A 24,133-nucleotide genomic window follows, 5' to 3' on the forward strand; every position below is an offset into this window, starting at 1 on the left:
ACGCATGGAACTGAAGTATTACTATATTCCCGGGGGGAATCACCCTATTACAGGGGAGGTGCTTTACAGGGCCGCGCTGGTTTCTTCTGGAGAGTATACCGAGCGATATGAGCTCTATATTTGCACTGTGCTAAACGCGATTGCTCAGACACAAGAGGATTGTGATCGACTACTAGGCTGCATAACGTCGATCGAAGATGGTTCCGAAACATCAGAGGTCGGGGGGGGCAATGATGTTGTGCTGACCATGGACGCGTCAGGTGTCCAGGTCGACATCCTGATCAACGACGACTGGGTTGGACAGCCCGAGGGTAAATTTACCCTGCAGGAATGGCGTCAGGTTCTGGAGCAGTGGAAGCTTTTCTTGGGACTGCCAGAATCGCTAGAAACTGTAGTTATGGTGAAATTGCCGTAACCTCCGTGAGGTGGGGAGGCCGGCCAGATGATTCTCAGATTTATTTGTTTGGCCTGTCCCGTCCTGAATAAAGTTTACACCTGTTTCAGGACTAGACTGTATGTCCTATAGGAAACGGGCGACCCACAGGTCGCCCGTTTTCATTCACTCCGCAGCCTGCGCCCGCAACCGTCTACCAATCACATCCATCAGATCACAACCGTCACGCAACGGAATGGCGAGCAGTTTGGAAAAGTCAGAAAGCACTACGGTGTCGCAACCGATTTCGGCGCGAAAGGCGATGTTTTCCAGAACTTGGGTGACGGTGCGGATTCGGTAGTCAGCCATGGCTTGCAGGACGTCTAGCGGGGCTTGGGTGTCGATGAGCAGGGACGCCGGGATCAGGTCGATTCCGGTGAGGGGCATGTATCGATTCATTTGAAGATCTCTGTTTGATTGGCTAATGCCGTCACTCAGTCGTCGCCAAACGAGAGGGTGGCAGCTGTACGCAGGTTGGCGAACCGGTACAGAGAAACCGGCAGACCCGAAGATCTCCCGCGCACAGCCGCCATAAATAGCGGCTTTGCGGGTGCGTCGGCGCCTGCAATTAAGCTGATAGCCTTCGCATTCTCTGTATCAGGTCGCCAAACCTGAATCGCCATTTGGGCGACGGGCGGACTATAAGCTTCATCGTTCCGACGGTGCAAGGCGCCTGACTTCCGAGATTGGTGTAGGAACTTTAGCTGTGGCAGCAACTGGCCGAGACCTTGTCATCATACTGATCATGAAGCCTCACCCATTCCATGATTTCCTCTTCATTACGCCCCTTGGGCGTGAGGTCGAGGTAGTTGTAAGCCCCGACCAACATGTCCAGGCCGCGGGCATAAGTGGAATAGGTATGAAAAATCTCTCCCGCTTCATTGCGATAAAACACGCTGAGGCCGGGGAGTTCTTCTTCGGCGCCGTCGGATTTTTCGTAGTTGTAGGTGGCTTTGCCGGCGGTGACGTCTTCTGCTCGGGCCGAGACGCCGAAGTCGTAATTGAAGTCGCAGCCTTCTGACGACACCCAATCGAATTTCCAGTCCATGCGTCGTTTGAAGGCCTGGAATTCGACGAACGGTGCGTGGGAAACCGCCACCACGGCGACGTCATGATGGGCCAAATGCTGGTTGGCGCCGTCGATGTGGTCGGACAGGAACGAGCAGCCGGAACAGCCCTCATCCCAGCCTTTGCCAAACATGAAGTGGTAGATGACCAATTGGCTACGCCCGCCGAACAGGTCAGCCAGTTTCAGTTCGCCGTTCGGGCCCTGGAAACGGTAGTCCTCGTCGATTTTCACCCAGGGCAGGGCGCGGCGTTCGGCGCTGAGTTTGTCTCGTTCTTTGGTGAAGGCTTTTTCGTGGGCCAGGTGTTGCTTGCGAGCGGCGAGCCATTCTTCTCGGGAGACGACGGGATGATTCTGAATGTTCATTGGGATTCTCCTGCGGGGTGCTGGGAGGTGACTTACACAGCCTAGTCGTTTGGCCAACGCCCAATTCGACATACCGCCGGTCGGTACAGGCAAAAACCTCGGCTGAACGGCTACGAACCGCGCCGGTCACACCCTATGAAGGCCATCTCACTCGCGGGCACTGGAGGTTGAATCAGGATGACGACTTATAACTGGGATTTGATTGAACGCTTGCTGCACGAGGCGCAGAACAGCGCCGGCCATAGCTTCACGCCACGGCCCTACGCCGAGCAGTACGCGGCGGAAAAAGCGGCGGAGGGCGAGACGATTGAGAACCTGGATCACCTGAAAGCGGTGGCCGGTGAGTATGAAAAGTTACTGTTGGCGCGCGGCTATATTGAGCCTCGGCCTGAGGAGCAGGGTGGCAACGGTTCGAACTACATTTTGACGCCTCGGGGCTCGAGTTTATTGAGCCTGATCGACAGCAGTATTCCGGGGAATGACCATCCGCGGCAGGTGTTGGATGAGCAGGACGATGCGCTGGATGAGGTGAGGTTTGATGAGATCGCGTCGAGGGCACAGATTGCCTGAAGACGCGCAAATCCAATGTGGGAGCAGGCTTGCTCGCGAAAGCGGTGTGACAGTTAACTTATCGTTGCCTGACACACTGCATTCGCGAGCAAGCCCGCTCCCACATTGGATTTGCGTAGCACTTAGCTCTGTTTTGCTGCCTTCAGACACTTCAAATCACTGAAATCCTTCCTCACCCCGTCGATTTTCTTCAGCAACCGCTGGCGCTGTTCCGGCGTGCTTTCGGCCATCAAATCTACAAAAAGGCCCCGTGCCTGGGCTTCGGTGCTGGCGTAGGCCTGGCGATAAGCGGGCGTCCACAAGCTCTCTCGATTGACCAGAAGCGTCTCGATGCGCTGTGGGAATTCTGGACTCTGGCGCTGCGCAACCGCCGCGCTGAACTGCTTCTGCCAGTGGGCGCGGTTAGCGATCCATTGCGTATTCTGGTCACCCAAGGCGTTGGACCACGCAACCACGCGTAGCTGCTGGGTTGCGCTGAGCGGGCCGAGCCAATCGTTCAGGCGTTTTTCCATACGCTGGCTGCGCGCTTTGATCTGTTGGTCGAGTGACGGTTTGAGGTATTGCTCCTGGCGTTTGCGCTGGTCCTTGGCGAAGGCGTCGTTCATCTCCGCGACTTGCTGGTCATCCAGCCCCTGTAACAGCTCAATGGCCGACGGAGTAATTTCCCGGGCGGTCTGGGTGATGGCCTGTTTGGCTTCCTGGATGCGGGCTTGCAGCGCGGCGTCGGTGACCTGATTGGTCTCGACCATGACCTGCAGGCGATCCAGCCAATCGAGGTAGCCCGGCAGTTGCGTGGTGCAGTGCCAGCTCAGGTGTTCCTTGAGGCGCTCGTTGAACCAGCCTTTCTGCTCGCCGTGCATGTCCAGGTAGTCGCTGAGCGTCCACGGAATGATCACGTCGAGGTTGCGATAGGCCAGGCCCACGCGGCTGCATGCACCGAGGGCGAGACTGAGGGTGATAACGATGGCGAGACACTTCAACCAGCGCGACATGGGCGAATCCTTTGCGAAGGCCTGGCTTTTTTTAATGGGCTTCTCTATGTGAACGCAGGATGAGCCTCGCAGTTCAGCGGATCAATAAAAGGCGCGTTCGGCCTTGAGGGTGAGTAGCCCGTCGCATTGGCTGTTGTGCCCGGAATAGACGGAGCAGCTGTTGCCGCTCAGGCTAGAGTCACTGTAGATCAGGTCCAGATCGACGCCCATGAACGGGCGGGAAAGTTGCACTGACCAGTCGGTGAAACTGCCTACATACCCACCGTCGACTGACACCGGCGTGTTGAGCTGGTGGGTGGTGTATTTCATGCTGATCCCGATGCCGAACGGCTGATTGCCGCCGAGGTCGGCGAACACGGTGCTGTTCTGTTTGTCTGGGTCGTTGCTGAAGGCTGCGCCGAATCGGCTGCCCAGAAAGGTCAGGCCACCGAAAAGCTCCTGGCTGTCGAGGGTGTCCACTTTCGGATAGCTGTATCGGATCATGCCGACTTCGTACCCGAGGGTATTGTCGAAAGGCTGTTTGAACCCCATGTAGGAATCGACTTCAAGGTTGGCCCCTGGCGTTAAACCCATGCTCGGTGCCCATTGGCCCACGTAAAAACCGCTGTCGTGACTCAGGTCGAGACCACCGTGGAACGAGCCGGTGCTGGAAGGTTTGACCAGCCCTTGGGCCATGCTGCGGCTGGGGGTGGTGCCGAGTTTGAGATCGAAGTCGCCCAGTTCACGCTGAAAGGTTTGCGCATTGGCGATCGAGCACGACAGCAGGGTGCCGAGCAATAGATAGGAGGGTTTGAGCATGCGTCACTCCATGACAGCGAGGTGCAGGCACTAAAAACCTACTGAAACGCTTGATCTAGACGTGTGCAAGCATACCGGCGAATGCTCGGCATCGAGGGCCGTTCGTCTATTTTTGAAATATTGATGTGTTTGGCGGGGTGTTGCGAGGAGGTTCCAGTCCAAGCGCTTCGAAGCTCAAAGCGCTTAGGGACCAGGTGACGCGGCGGATCTTGGGGAAGTTACTTCTTGCCCAGAGTGATCTGCTTGGACGGGCCGAACGTCTGGCCGCTGACGCCTTTGGCAATTTGCTGGATCTCGCCGCCGGACTTGAGGAACGCAGCAATCTGGTTGTTGATCGATTCGCTGGTTTCAACGGCTGGAGCTGGCTTTGCTTTGCTGTTGGATGCTTTTACACGCATGGCGGCCATTAACCTATAGAAAATTAACTTGGCCAGGCATCGTACAGGAAATACTTGACAATTGCTTGGTAAATATCCCCCCGAAATACACGGGGCAGATGAAGAATTAATCACAAGTTATTATTCTTAATAGGCCTCTAAGCTGCTGTTTTAACTAAGAACGATCGTGAAAAAATACAGTTTTCTGCTGGGCGCACAGATGCGCAAATCGCCAGAACGGCCTGACGAGCGGCCAAGCGGGTGCGGTAAAACCCAGGAAAATTAAGCCCTTCAGAGGATTTTCTTGCGCCACCGGGCTGGCCAGCGAACGCGGCCGGCAAAACCGGGTAGAATGCCGCCCACGCAATGAGGGTATTGGAAATGGCTTTAGTCGGGCGCTACAACAGTTTGCAAGTGGTTAAACACACTAATTTCGGTTTATATCTGGACGGTGGCGCGGATGGCGAAATCCTCCTGCCCAATCGTTATATTCCCAAAGATATTCCCAGCGAAGATGAAGATTGGCTCAACGTTTTTATTTATTTGGACAGCGATGACAAACTCATCGCAACTACCGAAAAGCCGAAAGTTCAGGTCGGTGAATTCGCCAGTTTAAAAGTCGTTGAAGTCAACAGCATCGGTGTTTTCCTGGATTGGGGTTTGCCGAAGGATCTGTTGCTGCCGTACTCCGAAGAAAAGCGTCAGATGACCGCCGGCGAATATGTCGTGGTGCACGTCTACCTCGACAAGCACACCCGCCGCATCACCGCGACGGCGCGTCTGGACCGCTACCTCGACAAGACCCCGGCCAACTACACCCCTGGCCAGGAAGTTGATTTGCTGGTTGCCGAAGCCACCGATATGGGCTTCAAGGCGATCATCAACAACAAGCATTGGGGGCTGATCCACAAGAACGAAATCTTCAAGTTCATGCGCGCCGGTAAAGAAGAGAAGGGCTTTATCAAAGAAGTCCGTGCCGACGGCAAGATCAGCCTGAGCCTGCAACCGGTCGGCGAAGAAGCCGCCACCAGCCTGAACTCGAAGATTCTCGCCAAGTTGCGCGACAACAATGGCAGCCTGCCGGTCAGCGACAAGAGCGACCCGACGGTGATCAGCAGTATGTTTGGCGTGAGCAAAGGTAACTTCAAAAAGGCCATTGGTGCGTTGTACAAGAACGGCCAGATCGTCATTCATGCCGATCGCATTGAACTGAGCTGACCTCGCGCCGGCCCCTGTTGCGAGTACTGCCATGTTTTGTGTTGTCGAGGTGTTCCGGTGAGCGCCACCCGGCGCAGCGCCGATGGGTTTGCCCTGCAAGTGATGATCGGGTTGTGCCTGATCTGGGGTATTCAGCAAGTGATGATCAAGTGGGCGGCGCCAGACATCGCGCCGGTCATGCAGGCCGCTGGGCGCTCGGGTATTTCCGCGTTGCTCGTAGGAGTGTTGATCTGCTGGAAGGGCGGCTGGGATCAAGTGGGCAACACCTGGCGCGGTGGACTACTGGCGGGCGCGCTTTTTGGCCTGGAGTTCTTCTTCATTTCCGAAGGCTTGCAACTGACCACCGCCGCGCACATGTCGGTGTTTCTTTACACCGCGCCAATCTTCACCGCATTGGGCGTTCATTGGCTGTTGCCGAGTGAGCGTTTAAGGCCGGTCCAGTGGCTGGGGATTTTCCTCGCCTTCGTCGGGATCGCCATCGCCTTTGCCGGTGGAGTGTCCTGGGACAACCTCGATCACCGCATGTTGATGGGCGATGCGCTGGGCGTACTGGCTGGCGCGTCATGGGGGGCAACCACGGTGGTGGTGCGCGCTTCGCGCCTGTCGGAAGCGCCGGTGACGCTGACGCTGTTCTATCAATTGATCGTCGGTTTCGTCGGCCTGTTGCTGATCGCGATCCTCAGCGGCCAGGTCACCCACGTCAGCCTGACCACCGTGGCGGTGGCCAGTGTGTTGTTCCAGGGATTGGTGGTGTCGTTCTTTAGTTACCTGACCTGGTTCTGGCTGTTGCGCCGTTATCTGGCGGCGAACCTGGCCGTGTTTTCGTTCATGACGCCGCTATTCGGCGTCACGTTCGGCGTGGTGCTGCTGGGCGAAGAGCTGAGCTTCAACTTCGTTGTCGGCGCGGTGCTGGTGTTGTTGGGCATCACGTTTGTCAGCGCTGAGCAGTGGGTGCGCCGTCGTTTGCGCAAAGCCCTTGGGCAGAGCTGACCGGACGCAATAACAGACCGCCAGCGACAATCAAACCACCGCCGGCGAACACCAGCGCTGGCTGCAAACCACCACTGAAATGGCTGCTCAACGACGCCAGCAACGGCCCGCTGAGCTGACCTACGGCGAAGCACGCGGTCAGCAGCCCGGCGTTGCGCTGGGTGGCGTGGGGCGCCAGCTCCCGGGAGCGTTGCATCACCAATTGCATGCAGGCCAGGAACGGCGTGCCGCAGAGGATGACGCCCAAGGCCAGGCCTGGGCCGCTGCCCAACAAGCAGGCGAAGACCCCGGCGGCTTGCAGCCACAACGTCGCCATCAGCCAATAACGAGTGCCATACGGGTGTTGTCGACGCAGACTCACCAGCACCACCCCGATGGCCGAAGCAAGACCGAAGCAAGGCCAGAACAGATCGGCCTGCCATTGGCCATGGAACTGCGCGTTGGCCATTTGCGAGAGGAAAGTGGCCGGAATGATGTAGCCCAAACCGTACAGCCCATAGACGACGCCTAAACGGCCGATGCCATGATTTCCCGAGCCAGCGACGCTGGGTGCGGCGGCCACGGTCGTGGCCGGTTGCGGCAGGAACGGCAGAATCCCTAGTAGCATCGCCAGCCCGACGCCGGCATACACCAGCCACAAGGCTGCAGAAGTCTGCCCCAGCAGGTTCGATCCCAAGGCCAGCAAGCCCGTCAGAAAAATCCCCAGGCCCGGTCCGGCAAATACCAGGGCGCCGAGCCGTGGACGACCGGCCGCCGCGGCCAACGGCTGACTCAACGCGGTGATCATCACCAGCACCCAGGCGCTGGCCACGCCGGTGCCGAACCGCAGCACCAGATGGGACCAAAACCCGTTGGCCCAGAACGAGGCCAACGTCAGCAATACACAGAGCCACAAACCGCCCAGCAAGCGCCGGCGGACTTGCTCGGGGCGGCGAGAGAACATCGCGTCCACCGCACCGACGAAGTAGCCGAGGTAGTTGGCCGCGGCAATCAGACCGGCGGCGGTCAGGTCAATCTGGCCTTCACTGAGCAGGTGCGGCAACTGAGGCGTGAGGGCGAAACGCCCGATGCCCATGGCCATCATCAGGGCGATGAAACTGGCGAGTAAGCGAATCAGAGGGGACATGGTCTGAATTCCAGCAGAGGATCAATGACCGTCAGGCTAGGACTGATTGACTTTCTTTTAAAATGAATAATAGTGAGTAACTTGTTCTGATTTGGAGAATGGCGTGGAATTCAGCCAATTGCGGATTTTCCAGGCGGTAGCGGAGGAGGGTTCCATCACCCGCGCTGCCGAACGCCTGCACCGGGTGCCGTCGAACCTGTCGACCCGGCTTAAACAGCTGGAAGAGCAACTCGGCGTAGAACTGTTCGTGCGTGAACGTCAGCGTTTGCAGTTGTCGCCTGCAGGAAAAGTCCTGCTGGACTACACCGCCAAGCTGTTCAATCTGCGCGACGAAGCTCAAGCGGCGGTGCAGGGCGGGCAACCGGCCGGAGACTTCGTGCTCGGCACGATGTACAGCACGGCGGCGATTCATCTGCCGGGGTTGCTGGCGCGTTATCACCGCACTTACCCGGCGGTGAACCTGCAAGTGCAGTCCGGGCCAAGCGGCGAATTGCTTGAAGGTTTGCTCACCGGGCGTCTCGATGCGGCGTTGGTGGACGGTCCACTGGAGCTGGCCGGTCTGGACGGCGTGCCGTTGTGTGACGAACGGCTGGTGCTGATCAGCGAGGCCGATCACCCGCCGATCCTCAGCGCACTGGATGTGGAAGGGCGCTCGGTGTTCACCTTTCGGCAAGGTTGCTCCTACCGCATGCGCCTGGAAGCCTGGTTCTCCCATTACCACGCGGCCATGGGCCGGGCGATGGAAATCGAGTCTTATCCGGGGATGCTTGCCTGCGTGATCGCCGGCTCAGGCGTGGCGCTGATGTCGGAGTCGATGCTCGCCAGCCTGCCGGGCCGCGAAAGCGTGGCGGTGCATCCGTTGGCCGAGCCGTTTGCCAGTGCCACCACGTGGCTGATGTGGCGTAAAGGCATGGTTGGGGCGAACTTGAACGCGTGGCTTGAGCAGCAACAATTGGTCTATCCGTCGGCGCCGAGTCAGGCTCGGGCGATAGCTTGAACTATCGGTCAGGTATTTTGATCAATTCAGTAACAGATCATTGCGACTTTGGGCGAGCATTGCGTAGGACTTCGGACTATTATCAGTGCGAAGTGGCTACAGAATTTTGGCCACTCGGCACTACCCTGAAGGGGGCACCATGAAAGAGAAAATCCAAAACTGGCTGCACGACCTGGGTGTTGCACTCGGTTTGATCGAACCGCCTCTGCAACCTGTGCCTATTCGCACTGACGACGAACAACGCCGACGCCAGCCGCGTCGCAGGTAACGCGTCAAGGCCTAAAAGATCGCAGCCTTCGGCAGCTCCTACAGGGAGCAGTGCGAATGCTGCGATTGTCCATATACCTGTAGGAGCTGCCGAAGGCTCGGGCCGCGTTCGGACGATCTTGGCGCTCTACAGGTCAATGCCGCCCGATCTCCATCAAAAACCGGCTCAAGTCATTCGCCGTCCTGGCGGTCTTGAGTATCTGATCTTCCTCTGCCGTAAATGCCGTCAAACCCAGCTCATCTTCCAGATGGAAGATCAGCTCTTCGATATCTTCTTTATCCAATCCCAATTGCGCCAGGCTCGCGTTGTCGTCGAAGTCATCCTGACCCTCCAGCAGGCGGCTGATGAAACGATGCACGACAACACGAACGGCAGCTCTTTTCACGGTGGTTCTTCGAGGGCGTTATTGTTGTTATCCCTGGGCTGAGTACAGCAGGCTTCAGGCGTGCAAGCGCTGCCACTCGTCAATCATCGTGTGCAAATGTTCCCCGGAAAAACTCCCGAAATGCCCGCCATGCACCGTGCGGATCGGTAACTCGCGCAAACGCTTCAGGCTGCGGGCATAGTCGTCGAGGTTGGAATGGTAGGCGTCTTCGATCAGCGGCCCGTCGTAGATGATGTCGCCGCTGAACAGCGTCTCGGTCGCCGCTTCGTACAGGCTGATGCCGCCTGGTGAATGCCCCGGCGTGTGCAGCACTTGCAACACGCGATTGCCCAGATCCAGCACGTCACCTTCTTCGATCAGGCCCGTGGCCGGCGCGGCTTTGACCTGATACTCGGCGTAGCACAACGGGCAATCCGGGTGAGCCTCGAACATCTCGTCACCGACAAACGCCGTGCTCAGTGTGTTCTCGCCGTCCGGTGACGCGAGGATCTGCGCTTCAGCCGGATGCACCAACCGTTCAGGGAATTCGTGATGCCCGGCGATGTGGTCGAAATGGCAATGACTGGCCACGGCCACCAGCGGCCGCTCGGTGATCCACGGCAGTTGCTCGCGCAGGCTGACCAGCCCGGAACCGCTGTCCAGCAGCAAGTCCTTGTCGCGACCCTGGATGTGCCAGAGGTTGCAGCGATAGAAGGGGTGGATGTAAGGCTCGTGAATCAGGCGAATGCCGTCACTGAGCTGTTTGACCTCGAACCACTGATCGCGAGAAACAATCTTCATCAAAGGTTTTCTCCAGACGAAAAAAAACGGGTGTGGCAACCGACGCCACACCCGTCGAAGAAAGCATCAAGTCGTTATGTTCAGCTTAGGCGGCGTTAGCCACCATTACCGGGCGACGGGACATCAGGCTGACCAGCACGAAGCTCACCAGACCAACGCCGAGGCTGTAGTAGATCGGGGTGTTGGCATCCAGACCGTCTTTGAACATGAACACCAGCGCCGTGGCGAAGCCCATGCCCATGCTGGCGATAGCGCCGGCGGTGTTTGCGCGTTTCCAGAAAATCGCACCGATCAACGGGATCAGCATGCCGCCCACCAGCAGGTTGTACGCCAGGGTCAGGGCGCTGATCACGTCATTCACGACCAGAGCGATGCCGAGTACAACGATGCCGGTCAACAGGGTGAACAGGCGGTTGATGCCTAGGCTCGACTGTTTACCGCCACGCAATTTCGGCAGCAGGTCTTCGGTCAGGGTGGTGGCAGCGGCGAGCAGGCCGGCGCTGGCGGTGGACATCATGGCGGCCAGGGCAGCGGCGATCACCAGACCACGGATACCGTCCGGCAGGGACAGTTTTACGATGGCGGCGAAGGCGTTGTTGACGTTGTCCAGGTCCGGGATCAGCACATGTGCGGCCATGCCGATCAGGGCACAGGCCAGTCCGTAAAGGATGCAGTAGAAGCCTGCGAATGTACCGGCGACCTGGGCCACTTTGGCGCTCTTGACGGTGAACACACGCTGCCAGATATCCTGACCGATCAGGATCCCGAAGAAGTAGATCATGAAGTAGGTGATGATGGTGTCCCAGCCAATCGTGGTGAAGCTGAAGGCGGTGGCCGGCAGTTTCAACACCAACTCATCCCAGCCGCCGACGCGGTACATGCAGATTGGCAACAGGATGAACATCAGGCCCACGGTCTTGATCACGAACTGGACGATGTCGGTCAGGGTCAGGGACCACATGCCGCCGATCGCCGAGTAAATCACCACCACGCCACCGCCGACCAATACCGACAGCCAGAACGGCAGGTCGAACAGCACTTGCAGCACGGTGCCAATGGCCAGGATCGAGACCACGCCGATCATCAGCGCATACGCCAGCATGATCACCGCGCTCGCGGAGCGGGCCATCGGGTTGTAGCGTTTTTCCAATACCTGGGTAACGGTGTAGATCTTCAGTTTCAGCAGCGGTTTGGCGAGGAACAGGTTCAGTGCCACGATCCCGCAACCGAGGGCCGCACAGAGCCAGAAACCGGAGATGCCATGGACGTAGCCCAGCCGCACGGTGCCGACGGTGGACGCGCCGCCCAGAACGGTGGCGGCCATGGTGCCCATGTACAGGCTCGGGCCGAGGTTACGACCGGCGACCAAAAAGTCTTCGTTGGTCTTGGCCTTGCGCATGCCGTAGTAGCCGAGTATCAGCATCGCGGCGGCGTAGATGAGTACGACGAATAAATCCAATGCCATGATGGCGTGTCTCCGATTGTCTTTTTTATGGTGAGGCTGAAATCAATTCCTAGTGGGAGCGGGCTTGCTCGCGAAAGCGGTCTGTCAGTCACATCAATGTTGGATGTGCCGCCGTCTTCGCGAGCAAGCCCGCTCCCACACAGGTAATGTGTTGAATCAGGCGACTTGTCGCACCGCCGGTTTAGCGAGCGAATCCGTACCCTTGCTCCGTGCATCGTTTGGACCGAACACCGCGGCCGATTCCGGGAACAGGCTCAACAGCGCCAGGTACACCAGCGACGCCAGGCCAAGGGTGACCGGCAAGCTGATGTCGATGCCGCCGGCCAGTTCACCGAGCGGACCCACGAACTGCCCAGGCAGGTTCACAAAGCACAAGCCCACCGCAGCGCTCGGGATCCAGGCACCCAGCCCACGCCAGTTCCAGCCATGGGTGAACCAGTAACGGCCACCTTTCTCGCCGCGGGTGAACACTTGCAGGTCATCCGGGCAGTAGAAGCCGCGACGCACCAGCAGACCGATGATCATGATCACCATCCACGGGGTGGTGCAGGTGATGATCAACACGGCGAAGGTCGACACGCTCTGCACCAGGTTCGCGGCAAAGCGCCCGATGAAGATGAAGGCAATCGACATCACGCCGATCAGCAACGTTGCTTTGACCCGCGACAGCACACGAGGGAACACGCTGGACATGTCCAGCCCGGTGCCATAGAGCGAGGTGGTGCCGGTGGACATGCCGCCGATCACCGCGATCAGGCACACCGGCAGGAAGAACCAGCTCGGCGAAACGGCCAGCAGGCCGCCGACGTAGTTGTTGGCGGCGATGTAGTCCGGCGCCTTGATCGCTACGATGGTGGCAGTGGCGAGGCCGAACAGGAACGGGATGAAGGTCGCGATCTGCGAGATCACCACCGCCGCCATGATCCGACGCTTGGAGGTGTCACGCGGGATGTAACGCGACCAGTCACCGAGGAACGCGCCGAAGGAAATCGGGTTGCTCATCGCCACCAGCGCCGCGCCGATGAAGGCGGCCCAGAAACCCGGTTGACCCATGCTGACGGTGCCGGCGTAGTTCACATCGAACGGACCGACGAAGGCGAAGATACCCAGCAGGAACAACAGACTGGCGCTCCACACTGCGATCTTGTTGACCCACAGCAGGAAGCGGAAGCCGTAGATGCAAACGGTCAGCACCAGGATCGCGAACAGACCGTAGGCCAGACCCAGGGTCAGGTCGGTTTCCGGAAGACCGATCAGGCGTTTGGCGCCACCGATCAGCGCATCACCCGAACTCCACACCGAGAGCGAGAAGAAGGCGATGGCGGTCAACAGCGACAGAAACGAACCGACGATCCGCCCGTGCACGCCGAAGTGCGCACCGGAAGACACGGCGTTGTTGGTGCCATTGATAGGCCCGAACAGGCCCATTGGCGCAAGGATCAGCGAGCCCAGCAACACACCGAGCACAATCGCCCAGACGCCCGCCTGAAAAGACAGGCCGAACAGTACCGGGAAACTGCCGAGCACGGCGGTGGCAAAGGTGTTGGAACCCCCAAAGATCATCCGGAACAAATCCGTCGGGCCTGCGGTGCGTTCGCTGTCCGGGATCTGTTCGACCCCGTAGGTTTCGATGTGCGTAAGGCTTTGGTCTTTGTTGTTGTTATTCATGATCAGCTCCGATCATAAAGGCGCGCTCATCGTGTGTGAGCGTCACCTGTTTGGCTAAGGGGTTGGCAGCCCTTCCGGCATCGCGGACAAATGTTCGTGGCAGGCCAGCCATAGGCCTTGTTGTTCTTGGCCAGACGCTTGTTTCTTGAAAACAATCGTCTCGCGCTCCTGGCTGAAGTGTTGCTCCCCTTGCATGCGCAGCTCGGTGGCCACGTCATGGATGAAAATCGCCACGTCGCCCTGCAGGCTGACGAAGGCGTTGCTCGAGGTGCACGAAAGCACCTCGAAGCCATCCTCCGAGCGCCAGGTGTCCCACAACGCCTGATAGGCATCGCGCGACAGCAGGGGCTGTTCGAGGGTGTAGAACACGAAGCTGGCGTCGGTGCTGAACGCACCGAAATAGGCTTCGCGATCATTACGGGCGAAGGCGGCTACCAGATCGGCAGCGGCCTGGAGTACCTGATCACGTTCGTTCACGACCAATCCTCAGCGGTGGACTACGCCAGGCAGTACGCAGAGCATTTCGTACAGCAGGTTGGCGGCCAGCAGCGAGGTGTTGCCGGTGGTGTCGTAAGCGGGCGAGACTTCTACCAGATCGCAACCGACCAGGTCGAGGCCTTGGCAGCCGCGAACGATTTCAATCGCCTGAATGGTCGTCAGACCACCGATTTCCGGGGTGCCGGTACCTGGCGCCCACGCTGGATCGATACCGTCGATGTCGAAACTCAGGTACACCGGACCGCCGCCGACTTTCTCGCGAACTTCGGCCATCAGCGGTGCCAGGGATTTGTGCCAGCACTCTTCGGCCTGAACCACACGGAAGCCCTGATTACGGCTCCAGTTGAAGTCGTCAGCGGTGTAGCCCTGAGCGCGCAGACCGATTTGCACCACGCGGTCCGGATCCAGAAGGCCTTCTTCGACAGCGCGACGGAAGGTGGTGCCGTGGGCGATTTTCTCGCCGAACATGTGGTCGTTCACATCGGCGTGAGCGTCGATGTGCACCAGGCCGACCTTGCCGTGCTTCTTATGGATCGCACGCAGGATGGGCAGGGTGATGGTGTGGTCGCCGCCCAGGGTCAGGGGGATCACATTGTGTTCGAGGATTTTGTGGTAGGACTCTTCGATGATCCGTACCGCGTCCAGCAGGTTGAACGTGTTGATCGCCACGTCACCGATGTCGGCAACCGACAGCGAGTCGAACGGTGCAGCGCCGGTAGCCATGTTGTACGGGCGGATCATCACCGATTCAGCGCGGATTTCGCGAGGCCCGAAACGGGTGCCTGGGCGCAGGGAAGTACCGATGTCCAGAGGGACGCCAACGAAGGCAGCATCCAGACCGGCAGCGGTTGGCACATGGGGCAGTCGCATCATGGTGGCGATGCCGCCGAAGCGCGGCATTTCATTGCCGCCCAGTGGTTGGTGAAGAATCTTGTCCACGGGTAAGGCCTCATCGTCGTTGTTTTATTTATGTCGGTTGCGCAGGTCGGAGAGACGCAGGCACCGCTGTGGGGCAATTCTGCGAAATGTAGTGGCCGGGAAGAATCGCTACGGGCAAATACTTAGTTCAGATTTTTCTAAACTAATGCCAATGACGGCGATAGACTCGCAATGTCTTATGTAGCAGCTGCCGAGCCTGCGAGGCTGCGTTCGGCTGCGCAGCAGTCGTAAAACCTAAGCGCGAGGTTTTCCTGAAACACCGCGTCGCCTGATTTCACGACTGCTTCGCAGCCGAACGCTGCCTCGCGCTGCTCGACAGCTGCTACAGGTCTCATCGTCTACGTGTGTTTTTGCTGGAGAACCCCATGGCCAACGCATTACCCGACCTGAAACTGTTGCGCATCTTCGTCAGCGTGGTTCGCCATCAGGGGTTTGCCAACGCCCAGCAGGAACTCAACCTCTCGACCTCGGCCATCAGCACTTACATGAGCCAGCTCGAAGCCGCCCTCGGTCTGGTGCTCTGCCATCGCGGTCGTGGTGGTTTCAGCCTGACCAGCAAAGGCGAACTGTTCCATCAGGAAACCTTGCGTCTGCTCGGCGAACTCGAAGGCTTCGAGCAATACGCCGCGGCGCTCAAGGGCGAACTGCGCGGCACCTTGAACCTCGGTGTCATCGACTCCACTGTCAGCGACAAGGCCTTGCCCTTCGCCGAAGCCATTGGCGCTTACAGCCAGGAACACCCGGCCGTGCATTTGCACCTCTCGGTGATGAGCCCTTACGAACTGCAACTCGGCGTGCAGGATAACCGTCTCGACCTGGCCATCGGCGCGTTCTCCACGCGCATGAGCGGTCTGGTCTACATGCCGCTGTACCGCGAACAACACTGGTTGTATTGCAGCAGTCGTCATCCACTGTTCACCGAGCGGCGCATTCCCGAGCAAGTCATCACTCAGCAGCGCATGGTTGGCCGCGGCTACTGGAGCCAGGCGGAACTGGCACGCCACGGTTTCAAACACAGCGCGGCGACGGTGGAAAGTATGGAGGCGCAGCTGATTCTAGTGCTGTCCGGTGCCTACATCGGTTACCTGCCGGAGCACTACGCCCAGGCTTGGGCTGACAAGGGCGATTTGCGGGTGCTGCTGCCGGCGACCTTCGGCTATCAGGCGCCGTTCTCGATGATCGTGCGTCGTGGCCGCAGCCGCGAGCCGCTGATCCAGACCTTTCGCGATTTGCTTAAAGCACAACTGAATCAGGCTTGAAAAAATGTCCAGAATCCAATGTCCGCGCTGCCTGCGCCCACAAACCCATTGTCTGTGCCCACTGATTCCGAACCTCGACAGCCGCACCCGGGTGTTGCTGCTGCAACATCCCAGCGAAGTGAACCATGCGCTGAACACCGCACGTTTGGCGGCGTTGGGGTTGCGGAATGCCGAGTTGATTGTGGGCGAGGTGTTCGAAGATTTGCCGGCATTGTTGAATCAGCCGGGTTATCAGGCGCGGCTGCTGTTTCCTGCCGATGATGCGCAGCCGTTGCAGGCTTACACGGCAACTGATCAACCATTATTGCTGGTCGTCCCGGACGGCACCTGGCGCAAGGCGCGCAAGATGCTGCACCTCAACCCGCTGCTGGCAGCGTTGCCGAGGGTGACGTTGGCGCAGGGCGGGGTGTCGAGATATCGATTGCGCAAGGCTCCGGGGCCGGGCGCGTTGTCGACGGTGGAGGCGATTGTTCAGGCGTTGCAGACCCTCGAAGCGCCGACCACTTTCGAACCGTTGCTACGGCCGTTCGAAGCCTTGATCGAGGGGCAAATTGCGGCGATGGGGGAGGCGGTTTTTCAGCGTAATCATGGGCCGAAATAGTCGTTGTGATTCAGGGCCTCTTCGCGAGCAAGCCCGCTCCCACATTTGATCGCATTTCTCCTGAGGAACTCGGTCGAATGTGGGAGCGGGCTTGCTCGCGAAGACGGTAGAACAATCACAGAAAATCCCAGCCAGAGACTAACGTTCGCGCATCGCCTCGGTCCGGGCTTTAAGCACCGGTTTGAGCAAGTAATCCAGCACACTTTTCTCCCCGGTGATGATATCCACCGTCGCCACCATCCCCGGAATGATCAGCAACGGTTTCACATCCCCGCCCAGGTGATTCTTATCCGTCCTCACCTGAATCAGGTAGAAGCTGTTGCCCTTGTCATCCGTAATCGTGTCCGCCCCAATCAACTCCAGCTTCGCACTCAACCCTCCATAAATCGTGTAGTCATAAGCACTGAACTTGACCATCGCTTTCTGCCCCGGGTGCAGAAACGCCACGTCCTGCGGCCGGACTTTGGCTTCGATCAGCAAGTTGTCTTCCAGCGGCACAATTTCCACCATGTCGCTGCCCGGCTGGACCACGCCGCCGATGGTGTTGACCTTCAGTACTTTGATAATCCCGTGAACCGGCGACACCACCGTGGTGCGGGTTACGCGGTCATCGATAGCAATGCTCGATGCCGTGATTTTCGACAGGTCGGTGCGTTTTTCATTCAGCTCTTTCGCTGCGTCGGAGCGGAAGGATTGTTCGGACTCATCAATCTTGCTTCTGATCTCATTGATCGCCGATTCCGCACGAGGAATCGCCAGGGTCGTGGCGTTCAATGAACCGCGAATCTCCACCGCGCTGCGTTTGAGTCGCAAGATTTCCACCGGCGAAACCGCCCCGGTGCCTACCAGCGGGGCGGACATGTTCATCTCTTGTTGCAGTAATGCCAGGCTTGAACTGAATTGGCCCTGTTTGGAGCGGAACTCCGCCAGTTCCTGGGTTTTTTGCCGAAGTTGTTCACTCAGGGTGCGCTGTTCGCTGGCCAGTCGACGTTGCCGTTGCTCGTACAGCGAGCGTTCGTCCTCAGCCACTTGCGGCGCCTTGGCGATCACTTCCGGGGACAGCTTGAATGGCCTGCCTTCCGCTTCTGCCGACAGCCGTTCGACCTGCGCGATCAACGCATAACGATCCGCTTCGCTTTCGCCCTTGTTCGACAGGAATCGAGTGTCATCGAGGCGCAGCAAGGTGTCGCCCTTGTTCACCATTTGCCCTTCGCGAACGAAGATCTCAGTGACGATGCCGCCCTCCAGGTTCTGGATCACTTGAACCTTGCTCGACGGAATCGCCTTGCCTTCGCCCATGGTCACTTCCTGCAGCACCGCAAACTTGGCCCAGACCACCGCGGTGATAATCAGCGCAGCCGTCAGCCATACGGTGATCCGCGACCAGCGTGGGGAATCCTGTAACGAGGCGCCGGCGGTTTCCGGCATGAATTCGCTTTCGGCGCTTTTGCTGAAACTGCCAAAGTATCCGCGTGGCTTCGAATTAGAGCGCGACGCGTCGGATGATGAACGGGCCATGGCTAGCTCCTAGACAGCCGCAGAGCCGACACGGCCCTTGCGCAGTGCATCGATGACCACTTCTTTCGGACCGTCGGCGACGATCCGCCCGTTGTCCAGCACCACCAGGCGATCCACCAGGCTGAGCATCGAGGTGCGGTGGGTCACCAGCAGCAGGGTTTTGCCCTGGACCCAGCGGTGGAGTTTTTGCCGCAGAACGTCTTCGCTGCTGTTGTCCATGGCGCTGGTGGGTTCGTCGAGCAACATGATCGGCGGATCCAGCAACAAGGCGCGGGCCAGCAACACCGCTTGACGTTGCCCGCCGGACAGCAGTTGTCCGCGTTCACCCACTGGGCGGTCGAAACCTTGCGGATGTTGACGGGCCAGCTCGGTGACGCCGGTCAGTTCGGCGACTTCGAGCATCCGTGAATCGCTGATGTAGCGTGCGCCGAGGGTCAGGTTGTCGCGCAGGCTGCCGGCCAACAGTGGCAGGTCATGGGCGACGTAACCGATTTGCTGGCGCAGGTCGGCGACGTCCAGTTGCCGCAGGTCGAGGCCATCGAGCAGCAGTTGGCCTTCTTCCGGTGCGTAGAAACCCATCACCAGCCGCGCCAACGTACTTTTGCCCGAGCCGCTGCGGCCGATGATGCCGATCCGCTCGCCGGGTTTCACGCTGAAGCTGATGTTGGCCAGGGCCGGAGCGTTCTGGCCGTTGTAGTGGAACGTCACGCTACTGACGTCTATCGCGCCTTGCAGTTGCGTGCGTTCCAGCGGCCGTTGTTTGGCGTCGCGTTCCTGCGGCAAAGACATCAGCGCATCGGTGCTTTTCATGGTCAGTTGCGCTTGCTGGTAGCGGGTGATCAAACCGGCAATCTGCCCCAGCGGCGCGAGCACCCGGCTGCCGAGCATGTAGGTCGCCACCAGCGCGCCCACGCTGAGGTTGCCGGCGATGATGCTGTAGACCCCGGCGACGATGGTCGCCATGCCGGAGAATTGCTGGATGAACAGCGTGCCGTTGGTGGCCAGTGCCGAGAGGTTGCGCGCATGGCTGTCGAGGCGGGTGAGGGCGCCGTGGGTGCTTTCCCATTTGTGCTGACGTTCGCTTTCGGCGCTGCAGGCCTTGAGGGTTTCCAGGCCGCCGAGGGTTTCGATCAGCAGCGCCTGGCGTTCGGCGCCCAGGGTCAGGCTTTTCTGTACGGTGTCGCGCAGGCGCACCTGAATCACCATTGCGAAGATGATCGTGATCGGAAACGCCAGTAACGGAATCACCACCAGCCAGCCACCGAGCAGGCCGATCACCACCAGCATCAGCACGGCAAAGGGCAGGTCGATCAGGCTCGTCAGCGTCACGGCGGTGAGGAATTCCCGCAAGCCCTGGAAGTCGTGAATGCTTTGGGCAAAACCACCGATGGTTGCCGGCCGCGCTTTCATCGCCATGCCGGTGATGCGTTCGAACAACGTGGCCGAAAGGATCACGTCGGTTTTTTTCCCGGCGGTGTCCAGCAGGTGCGCGCGGACCACCCGCAATACCAGTTCGAACCCGGTGCCGATCAGCAAGCCGATGGACAGCACCCACAGCGTCGACGTGGCCTGGTTCGGCACCACCCGATCGTAGGTCTGCATCACGAACAGCGGCACCATCATCCCCAGCAGGTTGATCAAGGAACTCGCCAGAATCGCATCGCTGTACAGCCACTTCGACAGCTTCAAAGTGTCGCGAAACCACGCCTCAACCCGCGGCACCAGCGGTGAGCGCAAGTCTTCGAGTTCATGCCGTGGCCGCGCGAACAAGGCCTGGCCGCTGTAATTCTCGGCCAGTTCGTCCGTGCTGACCCATTGTTCACCGCCGTCGGATTCGCTCGGCAAAATCAGCAACTGCCCGTCATCGCCGAAGCGTCGTAGAACGGCAGTACGACCGTTGTTGAGGATCAGCATCACAGGCAGGTTGAGGGCGCAAATATCCGCCAGTTCACGGCGCAGCAATCGCGCCTGCAAACTGGCCCGGGCCGCTGCGCGAGGCAGCAGGTCCAGGCTCAAGCGTTGCTTGTTCAGGGGGAGCCCGGCACTCAGGCTGGCGCGGCTGACCGTCGCGCCGTGAAGTCCGCAGAGGATCAACAGACCGTCCAGAAGCGGGTCATCGAAGCTCAGGCGCGGATCGACACTGATGTTACCGGGTTCCATGCTGGTCACATTGATCGCTCCAGTTGGCATAGGTATCGACACATATCCTTGTAGGAGCTGCCGAAGGCTGCGATCTTTTGACTTTGCTTTTAAACATCAAGATCAAAAGATCGCAGCCTTCGGCAGCTCCTACCGGGTTACCTCAGTTCAGGCAAACGGGCTTCGTTTTTTACTTCCGTGGAGGCGATCGCATCGGCGGGCAACACCACCCGTTGTTTGCTCAGCAACTGACCCATGTTCGCCAACACGCGGTACATCGAGAACTCCTCGGTGTAGCGCACTTCGGTGAAGCGGCGGTTGGCGTTGTAGAGCTCGTTTTCACTGTCCAGCAGGTCGAGCAGGGTGCGTTGACCGAGGCCGAACTGGTCCTGATACGCCACGCGCACGCGTCGGCTGGTATCCGCGTATTCGCGGGCAGTCGGGGTTTGTTTCTTGGCGTTGACCATGGCGTTCCAGGCCAGGTGAATGTTCTCGTTGAGTTGGCGCAGGGCATTGTTGCGGATGTCCATTGCCTGGTTGATCTGGTGCGCATCGGAGGCCAGGCGAGCCTTGTCACTGCCACCGCGGAACAGGTTGTAGTTCATCACCACGCCGACTCGCCATTCGTTGTCGTGGCCTTCATCGCCCTGCACGTTGTTGTTCGCACCCACGGCGGCTTCGGCGTCGAAGCGAGGGTAGAACGGCGATTTGGCAACTTCGTACTGGCTCTCGGCCGATTGCACATCGGCCTGAGCGGATTTCAGGTACGGGTTGTTTTCCACCATGCTTTGCTGGGCTTCCTGCAGGGTGGCGGGAAGTTCGCCGCGAGTCGAGGGCGGGGCTTCGAGTTCATCGGGCAGACGCCCCACGACGGCGTAGAAGTTCGACTCGGCATCCGCCAGATCGACTTCAGCGGTATCGAGATTGTTTTGCGCCAGTGCCCGGCGAGCGACTGACTGGTCGGAGTCGGCGTTGCTGCCGATACCACGCTGGGTACGCAGACCGATCTGATCGTTGACCCGCATGTGAGCTTGCAGATTGTTCGTGGCCAAGGTCACCAGTTCGCGGCGCTTGAGCACTTCGAGGTAGACCTCGATGGTGCGCAGGGCCAGATCCTGAGCGGTGCCCTGAGCGTAATAGGCCCGGGAATTGACCACGCCTTTGGTGCGCTGGACTTCGTTGGCGGTATTGAAGCCATCGAAGAGCATCTGCCGCAGGCGCAATTCCGATTGGGTGTAGGTCAGGATTTCGGTGTGGTGATTGCCTAATGCCCGGGTGCTGGTGTTATCGCTGTACCCGCGCCCGTAGGCGGCATTCAGATCAACCGATGGATAAAATCCTCCCTTGGCGACTTTCACTTGCTCATCGGCCGAGAGGCGGCTGTCTACACGCGACGCCAACTCCGGGTGGGTCGCGATGGTGCTCTGGATTGCCTCCGTCAATGACATGGCTTGAGCCTGAGAAGTGCAGGCCATGGCCAGAAGAATTGCGCTGCAGAGGGGGGTTAATACGCGCATGGGTGCCTCTCCCTGATTCCTAATGGTGCTTATTAGTCGCCAAATATTTGACGATATTTATAGTGAAAACCGTTTCATGCTTGTAACAACAGAGCTAAGAACATTCTGGAGAGAACCATAGAAGAATTTTTCATAAGGCTTATGCCAAAAAAAACTTATGCGCTCCGCAAAATCCAGCACATTGTTCACTCCGAAAGCCCTTGATTTATGAGCGTTAGGGCGCTCAGCGGGGCTTGAGGAAAGTTCCAAATCACATATCGACATAGGGCGGGGAAGTGCTGGAGGGGAGGGAAGCGGACGGTTTTGAGGTGACGGTTTTTTGTCACCTTAGTGGGTCAAAACCGTTACGCATCGCTCAAAGGGTGACTTGTTGCGCAAGTGGATCCCGATGCCATTGATTGCAGAGGGTTTTTATCCCGCAGCAGACACGTCGCCCGCGAGCGGCACGCTTGGCGAGAACGGCGCCAGGGCAGCGGCTTACTTCAGGTAACCGCTGCCAGCAGGCGATTGCGCCAGGCAACCCGTTGGAGCCATGAGCACGTTCTTCGCAAAAACAGGATGCCGACAGCGGTTGGCAGCGGAGGAAGTGCACATGGCTACGCTCATCGGTATTGTCAGTAAGGTCATTGGTCAGGTGTTCGCGGTTGCGAGCGATGGCACCCGACGCGCGCTGGTCGAGGGGGACCGGTTATTCGCCGGCGATCAACTGGTCACCGGGGCCGAAGGCGCGGTGGCGGTTCATCTGCAGAATGGCCAGGAACTGACACTTGGGCGTGGCAGCAGTATGGAGATGACGCCCCAGTTACTTGCGCATCAGGCACCCCATGTAGACAACGCTGAAGCGGTGACGCCGACTCAGGCGCAACTGACCGATGTCGAGCAACTGCAAAAAGCGATCGTTGCCGGCGACGACCCGACCCAGACCGCTGAAGCCACGGCGGCCGGACCGGGTTCGACCGGTGCACCTGGTGCACTGGGTGGCGGCCACACGTTCGTCATGCTTGAAGAGGTGGGCGGGCGGGTCGATCCGACCATTGGTTTTCCTACCGCAGGTTTCAACGGCATTCCCGAGTTTCCCCTGGAGCGGCTGGCCGGAAACCCGGACAACGGCGACAACGGCGACAATGGTGCAGGTGGTGCAGGTGGTGCAGGTGGTGCAGGTGGTGCAGGTGGTGCAGGTGGTTCAAGTGGTGCAGGTGGTGCAGGTGGTTCAGAAGGATCAGGAGGATCAGGAGGTTCAGGCGTTGTTCCTGTAACACCGGTTGTTCCTGATGTGCCGAACAATCCGGTGACCCTTACCGGCCTGTCGGTGGCAGGGGGCGAACTGACCCTCAATGAAGCCAACCTGGCCGACGGTTCGGCCCCCAACCCTGGGGCACTGACCAAGACCGGCACGTTCAGCGTGTCTGCTCCTGACGGGCTGACCAGCCTGAGCATCGGAGGGATCAACGTGATCAGCGGTGGTGTTGCCGCAGGCTTCCCGCAATCGATCACCACCCCGTTGGGCAACACCCTGACCGTCACCGGCTACAACCCGGCCACGGGGGTTGTGAGTTACAGCTACACCCTCATCGACAATGAAACTCATCCGGCCGGTGACGGCGCCAACAGCATCACCGAGAATTTCGACGTCGTCGCCACCGATACGGACGGCAGTACGGCGACCGGGCAAATCAACGTCAACATCGTCGATGACCTGCCGACCGCTCATGCCGACACGACGTCGGTCGCCGAAGGCGGCATCGTCAGCGGCAACGTGCTGTGGAACGATGTCACCGGTGCCGATGGCCCCGCCGCAGGGGGCGCGGTGGTCGGCGTGCGTGCCGGTTCAGACACCTCGACCTCAGCCGTTGGCGGCCTGAATACTCAGATCAATGGCACCTACGGTTACCTGACGCTGGACGCCAACGGCAACGCCGTGTACCACAGCAACCCGAACGCCGTGAGCGGTCCCGGGGCGACCGACGTGTTCACCTATACCGTGCGCGATGCCGACGGTGACCAAAGCACCACCACCATCACCATCGACGTGATCAACAGCTGCATCCGAGCGGTCAGTGACAGCGACGTGACCGTCTACGAAAAAGCCCTCGACCTGAACAAGGATGGCCAGGATCTGGCGCCCGGCAGATGGCCAGGATCTGGCGCCCGGCACCGTTACCG

General features: G+C 59.2%; 24 protein-coding genes. 9 read left to right on the plus strand and 15 right to left on the minus strand.

All coding sequences use genetic code 11. The annotated features are described in order from the left end of the window. Nucleotides 1–4 precede the first annotated feature (4 nt). Nucleotides 5–415 carry a hypothetical protein gene (locus CUN63_RS20885; protein WP_129442060.1) on the plus strand — a complete coding sequence of 137 codons (411 nt, stop codon included), beginning with the start codon at nucleotides 5–7 and terminating at the stop codon, nucleotides 413–415. 144 nt (nucleotides 416–559) lie between these two features. On the opposite strand, the gene CUN63_RS20890 is transcribed toward CUN63_RS20885, so the two are convergent. Then, a complete protein-coding gene (locus CUN63_RS20890) occupies nucleotides 560–832 on the minus strand; it encodes a hypothetical protein (protein ID WP_129442062.1) in 273 nt (90 codons plus the stop codon). 301 nt (nucleotides 833–1,133) lie between these two features. Then, the gene (locus CUN63_RS20895) at nucleotides 1,134–1,865 is read right to left on the minus strand and encodes a thioredoxin family protein (RefSeq protein ID WP_129442063.1); all 732 of its coding nucleotides are present in this window, start codon (nucleotides 1,863–1,865) and stop codon (nucleotides 1,134–1,136) included. Nucleotides 1,866–2,042: 177 nt separating this feature from the next. Between CUN63_RS20895 and CUN63_RS20900 the strand changes: the two genes are divergently transcribed. Beyond that, a complete protein-coding gene (locus CUN63_RS20900) occupies nucleotides 2,043–2,435 on the plus strand; it encodes a transcriptional regulator (RefSeq protein WP_129442065.1) in 393 nt (130 codons plus the stop codon). Nucleotides 2,436–2,557: 122 nt separating this feature from the next. Here CUN63_RS20900 and CUN63_RS20905 read toward each other — a convergent pair whose 3' ends face one another. From CUN63_RS20905 to CUN63_RS20915, 3 genes are all read right to left on the minus strand, one after another. Beyond that, nucleotides 2,558–3,427, minus strand: coding sequence for a DUF6279 family lipoprotein (locus CUN63_RS20905; RefSeq protein WP_129442067.1), 870 nt, complete (start codon nucleotides 3,425–3,427; stop codon nucleotides 2,558–2,560). 81 nt (nucleotides 3,428–3,508) lie between these two features. Then, nucleotides 3,509–4,225: a TorF family putative porin gene (locus CUN63_RS20910; protein WP_129442069.1), complete on the minus strand. Its 717-nt coding sequence runs from the start codon at nucleotides 4,223–4,225 to the stop codon at nucleotides 3,509–3,511. Nucleotides 4,226–4,443: 218 nt separating this feature from the next. Further along, nucleotides 4,444–4,632: a hypothetical protein gene (locus tag CUN63_RS20915; protein WP_017337097.1), complete on the minus strand. Its 189-nt coding sequence runs from the start codon at nucleotides 4,630–4,632 to the stop codon at nucleotides 4,444–4,446. Nucleotides 4,633–4,983: 351 nt separating this feature from the next. Between CUN63_RS20915 and CUN63_RS20920 the strand changes: the two genes are divergently transcribed. Then, the gene (locus tag CUN63_RS20920) at nucleotides 4,984–5,820 is read left to right on the plus strand and encodes a S1 RNA-binding domain-containing protein (protein WP_033056115.1); all 837 of its coding nucleotides are present in this window, start codon (nucleotides 4,984–4,986) and stop codon (nucleotides 5,818–5,820) included. Nucleotides 5,821–5,877: 57 nt separating this feature from the next. Beyond that, nucleotides 5,878–6,810 (plus strand): DMT family transporter, encoded by a 933-nt coding sequence (locus tag CUN63_RS20925; RefSeq protein ID WP_129442071.1) that lies wholly within the window; start codon nucleotides 5,878–5,880, stop codon nucleotides 6,808–6,810. On the opposite strand, the gene CUN63_RS20930 is transcribed toward CUN63_RS20925, so the two are convergent. Beyond that, a complete protein-coding gene (locus tag CUN63_RS20930) occupies nucleotides 6,755–7,936 on the minus strand; it encodes an MFS transporter (protein WP_129442073.1) in 1,182 nt (393 codons plus the stop codon). The genes CUN63_RS20925 and CUN63_RS20930 overlap by 56 nt on opposite strands. Nucleotides 7,937–8,039: 103 nt before the next feature. Here CUN63_RS20930 and CUN63_RS20935 point away from each other — a divergent pair, with 103 nt between their 5' ends. After that, on the plus strand, nucleotides 8,040–8,933 hold the full coding sequence (locus CUN63_RS20935) for a LysR family transcriptional regulator (protein ID WP_129442075.1): 894 nt from the start codon (nucleotides 8,040–8,042) through the stop codon (nucleotides 8,931–8,933). A gap of 139 nt (nucleotides 8,934–9,072) precedes the next feature. Then, nucleotides 9,073–9,201 (plus strand): PA1414 family protein, encoded by a 129-nt coding sequence (locus CUN63_RS32285; protein ID WP_003184145.1) that lies wholly within the window; start codon nucleotides 9,073–9,075, stop codon nucleotides 9,199–9,201. Nucleotides 9,202–9,334: 133 nt separating this feature from the next. On the opposite strand, the gene CUN63_RS20940 is transcribed toward CUN63_RS32285, so the two are convergent. From CUN63_RS20940 to speB, 6 genes are all read right to left on the minus strand, one after another. Beyond that, the gene (locus CUN63_RS20940; RefSeq protein ID WP_129442077.1) at nucleotides 9,335–9,586 is read right to left on the minus strand and encodes an acyl carrier protein; all 252 of its coding nucleotides are present in this window, start codon (nucleotides 9,584–9,586) and stop codon (nucleotides 9,335–9,337) included. Nucleotides 9,587–9,640: 54 nt separating this feature from the next. Next, nucleotides 9,641–10,366, minus strand: coding sequence for an MBL fold metallo-hydrolase (locus tag CUN63_RS20945; protein WP_129442079.1), 726 nt, complete (start codon nucleotides 10,364–10,366; stop codon nucleotides 9,641–9,643). 85 nt (nucleotides 10,367–10,451) lie between these two features. Next, a complete protein-coding gene (locus CUN63_RS20950) occupies nucleotides 10,452–11,831 on the minus strand; it encodes a sodium:solute symporter (protein ID WP_129442081.1) in 1,380 nt (459 codons plus the stop codon). Nucleotides 11,832–11,987: 156 nt separating this feature from the next. Continuing rightward, nucleotides 11,988–13,499 (minus strand): cytosine permease, encoded by a 1,512-nt coding sequence (locus tag CUN63_RS20955; protein WP_129442083.1) that lies wholly within the window; start codon nucleotides 13,497–13,499, stop codon nucleotides 11,988–11,990. Between the two features lie 54 nt (nucleotides 13,500–13,553). Then, nucleotides 13,554–13,976 (minus strand): nuclear transport factor 2 family protein, encoded by a 423-nt coding sequence (locus CUN63_RS20960; RefSeq protein WP_129442085.1) that lies wholly within the window; start codon nucleotides 13,974–13,976, stop codon nucleotides 13,554–13,556. A 9-nt stretch (nucleotides 13,977–13,985) separates the two neighbouring features. Continuing rightward, on the minus strand, nucleotides 13,986–14,936 hold the full coding sequence (gene speB, locus CUN63_RS20965; RefSeq protein WP_008153224.1) for an agmatinase: 951 nt from the start codon (nucleotides 14,934–14,936) through the stop codon (nucleotides 13,986–13,988). A gap of 365 nt (nucleotides 14,937–15,301) precedes the next feature. Between speB and CUN63_RS20970 the strand changes: the two genes are divergently transcribed. Together CUN63_RS20970 and CUN63_RS20975 are read left to right on the plus strand one after the other, a co-directional pair. Further along, nucleotides 15,302–16,195 (plus strand): LysR family transcriptional regulator, encoded by an 894-nt coding sequence (locus tag CUN63_RS20970; RefSeq protein WP_007945995.1) that lies wholly within the window; start codon nucleotides 15,302–15,304, stop codon nucleotides 16,193–16,195. A 4-nt stretch (nucleotides 16,196–16,199) separates the two neighbouring features. Next, on the plus strand, nucleotides 16,200–16,796 hold the full coding sequence (locus tag CUN63_RS20975; protein ID WP_129442087.1) for a tRNA-uridine aminocarboxypropyltransferase: 597 nt from the start codon (nucleotides 16,200–16,202) through the stop codon (nucleotides 16,794–16,796). A gap of 138 nt (nucleotides 16,797–16,934) precedes the next feature. On the opposite strand, the gene CUN63_RS20980 is transcribed toward CUN63_RS20975, so the two are convergent. The 3 genes from CUN63_RS20980 to CUN63_RS20995 form a co-directional block, all read right to left on the minus strand. Further along, complete coding sequence (locus CUN63_RS20980; RefSeq protein WP_129442089.1) at nucleotides 16,935–18,314, minus strand: HlyD family type I secretion periplasmic adaptor subunit; 1,380 nt, start codon at nucleotides 18,312–18,314, stop codon at nucleotides 16,935–16,937. Nucleotides 18,315–18,323: 9 nt separating this feature from the next. Continuing rightward, a complete protein-coding gene (locus tag CUN63_RS20985; RefSeq protein ID WP_129442090.1) occupies nucleotides 18,324–20,483 on the minus strand; it encodes a type I secretion system permease/ATPase in 2,160 nt (719 codons plus the stop codon). A gap of 128 nt (nucleotides 20,484–20,611) precedes the next feature. After that, complete coding sequence (locus CUN63_RS20995; RefSeq protein ID WP_129442092.1) at nucleotides 20,612–21,970, minus strand: TolC family outer membrane protein; 1,359 nt, start codon at nucleotides 21,968–21,970, stop codon at nucleotides 20,612–20,614. 592 nt (nucleotides 21,971–22,562) lie between these two features. On the opposite strand from CUN63_RS20995, the gene CUN63_RS21000 reads away from it, so the two are divergent. Then, a partial coding sequence (locus CUN63_RS21000; protein ID WP_129445126.1) for a retention module-containing protein occupies nucleotides 22,563–24,133 on the plus strand: 1,571 nt, incomplete at its 3' end.

Origin of the sequence: Pseudomonas sp. ACM7, assembly GCF_004136015.1 — a bacterium.
Lineage (GTDB): Bacteria > Pseudomonadota > Gammaproteobacteria > Pseudomonadales > Pseudomonadaceae > Aquipseudomonas > Aquipseudomonas frigoris.

Excerpts from the sequence above, each read along its gene's own strand:
- CUN63_RS20885 (WP_129442060.1), top strand. The coding sequence starts at position 5 with ATGGAACTGAAGTATTACTATATTCCCGGGGGGAATCACCCTATTACA.
- CUN63_RS20890 (WP_129442062.1), bottom strand. The coding sequence starts at position 832 with ATGAATCGATACATGCCCCTCACCGGAATCGACCTGATCCCGGCGTCC.
- CUN63_RS20895 (WP_129442063.1), bottom strand. The coding sequence starts at position 1,865 with ATGAACATTCAGAATCATCCCGTCGTCTCCCGAGAAGAATGGCTCGCC.
- CUN63_RS20900 (WP_129442065.1), top strand. The coding sequence starts at position 2,043 with ATGACGACTTATAACTGGGATTTGATTGAACGCTTGCTGCACGAGGCG.
- CUN63_RS20905 (WP_129442067.1), bottom strand. The coding sequence starts at position 3,427 with ATGTCGCGCTGGTTGAAGTGTCTCGCCATCGTTATCACCCTCAGTCTC.
- CUN63_RS20910 (WP_129442069.1), bottom strand. The coding sequence starts at position 4,225 with ATGCTCAAACCCTCCTATCTATTGCTCGGCACCCTGCTGTCGTGCTCG.
- CUN63_RS20915 (WP_017337097.1), bottom strand. The coding sequence starts at position 4,632 with ATGGCCGCCATGCGTGTAAAAGCATCCAACAGCAAAGCAAAGCCAGCT.
- CUN63_RS20920 (WP_033056115.1), top strand. The coding sequence starts at position 4,984 with ATGGCTTTAGTCGGGCGCTACAACAGTTTGCAAGTGGTTAAACACACT.
- CUN63_RS20930 (WP_129442073.1), bottom strand. The coding sequence starts at position 7,936 with ATGTCCCCTCTGATTCGCTTACTCGCCAGTTTCATCGCCCTGATGATG.
- CUN63_RS32285 (WP_003184145.1), top strand. The coding sequence starts at position 9,073 with ATGAAAGAGAAAATCCAAAACTGGCTGCACGACCTGGGTGTTGCACTC.
- CUN63_RS20945 (WP_129442079.1), bottom strand. The coding sequence starts at position 10,366 with ATGAAGATTGTTTCTCGCGATCAGTGGTTCGAGGTCAAACAGCTCAGT.
- CUN63_RS20950 (WP_129442081.1), bottom strand. The coding sequence starts at position 11,831 with ATGGCATTGGATTTATTCGTCGTACTCATCTACGCCGCCGCGATGCTG.
- CUN63_RS20955 (WP_129442083.1), bottom strand. The coding sequence starts at position 13,499 with ATGAATAACAACAACAAAGACCAAAGCCTTACGCACATCGAAACCTAC.
- CUN63_RS20970 (WP_007945995.1), top strand. The coding sequence starts at position 15,302 with ATGGCCAACGCATTACCCGACCTGAAACTGTTGCGCATCTTCGTCAGC.
- CUN63_RS20975 (WP_129442087.1), top strand. The coding sequence starts at position 16,200 with ATGTCCAGAATCCAATGTCCGCGCTGCCTGCGCCCACAAACCCATTGT.
- CUN63_RS20980 (WP_129442089.1), bottom strand. The coding sequence starts at position 18,314 with ATGGCCCGTTCATCATCCGACGCGTCGCGCTCTAATTCGAAGCCACGC.
- CUN63_RS20995 (WP_129442092.1), bottom strand. The coding sequence starts at position 21,970 with ATGCGCGTATTAACCCCCCTCTGCAGCGCAATTCTTCTGGCCATGGCC.